The sequence below is a fragment of the Cecembia lonarensis LW9 genome (assembly GCF_000298295.1).
Lineage (GTDB): Bacteria > Bacteroidota > Bacteroidia > Cytophagales > Cyclobacteriaceae > Cecembia > Cecembia lonarensis.
This window is the reverse complement of sequence record NZ_AMGM01000229.1, coordinates 1-936: the sequence shown is the minus strand read 5'-3', so window position 1 is coordinate 936 and position 936 is coordinate 1. Positions and strand designations below refer to the sequence as shown.

Here is a 936-nt window from a genome sequence, read left to right as displayed (position 1 = left end):
GATTGTCACGCTATCGCTAACTGACAACCGGTGGTAAATCAGCAGCTCTTAGAGTGCGCAGGAAACGCAGCCCTCAACCTCGGTACCTTCGAGAGCCATCTGACGCAGACGGATGTAGTAGAGCGTCTTGATGCCCTTGCGCCATGCGTAGATCTGAGCCTTGTTGATGTCACGCGTGGTGGCGGTGTCCTTGAAGAACAAGGTCAGGGACAGACCCTGATCAACGTGCTGCGTGGCGACCGCGTAGGTGTCGATGACCTTCTCGTAACCGATTTCGTACGCATCCTGGTAGTACTCCAGGTTGTCGTTGGTCAGGTACGGAGCCGGGTAGTACACGCGGCCGATCTTGCCTTCCTTGCGGATCTCGATCTTCGCTGCCACCGGGTGGATCGAGGAGGTCGAGTTGTTAATGTAGGAGATCGAGCCGGTCGGCGGGACAGCCTGCAGGTTCTGGTTGTAGATGCCGTGCTCCATTATGGAAGCCTTCAGCGCACGCCAGTCGTCCTGGGTAGGGATGTCGATGCCGGTGAAGAGTTCACGTACACGCTCGGTGGCGGGAACCCATTCCTGATCGGTGTACTTGTCGAAGAACTCGCCCGAGGCATACTTCGAGTCAGCGAAGCCCTCGAAGGTTTCGTTCTTCTCGATGGCCAGCAGGTTCGAAGCACGCAGCGCGTGGAAGACCACGGTGTAGAAGTAGATGTTGGTGAAGTCCAACCCCTCTTCCGAACCGTAGTAGACGCGTTCGCGAGCCAGGTAGCCGTGCAGGTTCATCTGCCCCAGGCCAATGGCGTGGGTCTTGGCGTTGCCCTGGGCAATCGAAGGCACCGAGTTGATGTACGACATGTCGGACACTGCCGACAGGGCGCGGATGGCGGTCTCGATGGAACCAGCGAGGTTCTTGCCGTCCATCGCCTTGGCGATGTTCATCGAACC

1 protein-coding gene is annotated in these 936 nt (G+C 58.1%); it reads right to left on the bottom strand.

The genetic code is table 11. The annotated features are described in order from the left end of the window. Positions 1–48: 48 nt before the first annotated feature. Positions 49–936, bottom strand: an 888-nt coding sequence (locus tag B879_RS23905; protein WP_040401560.1) for a ribonucleotide reductase barrel domain-containing protein, incomplete at its 5' end; no start/stop codon positions are given.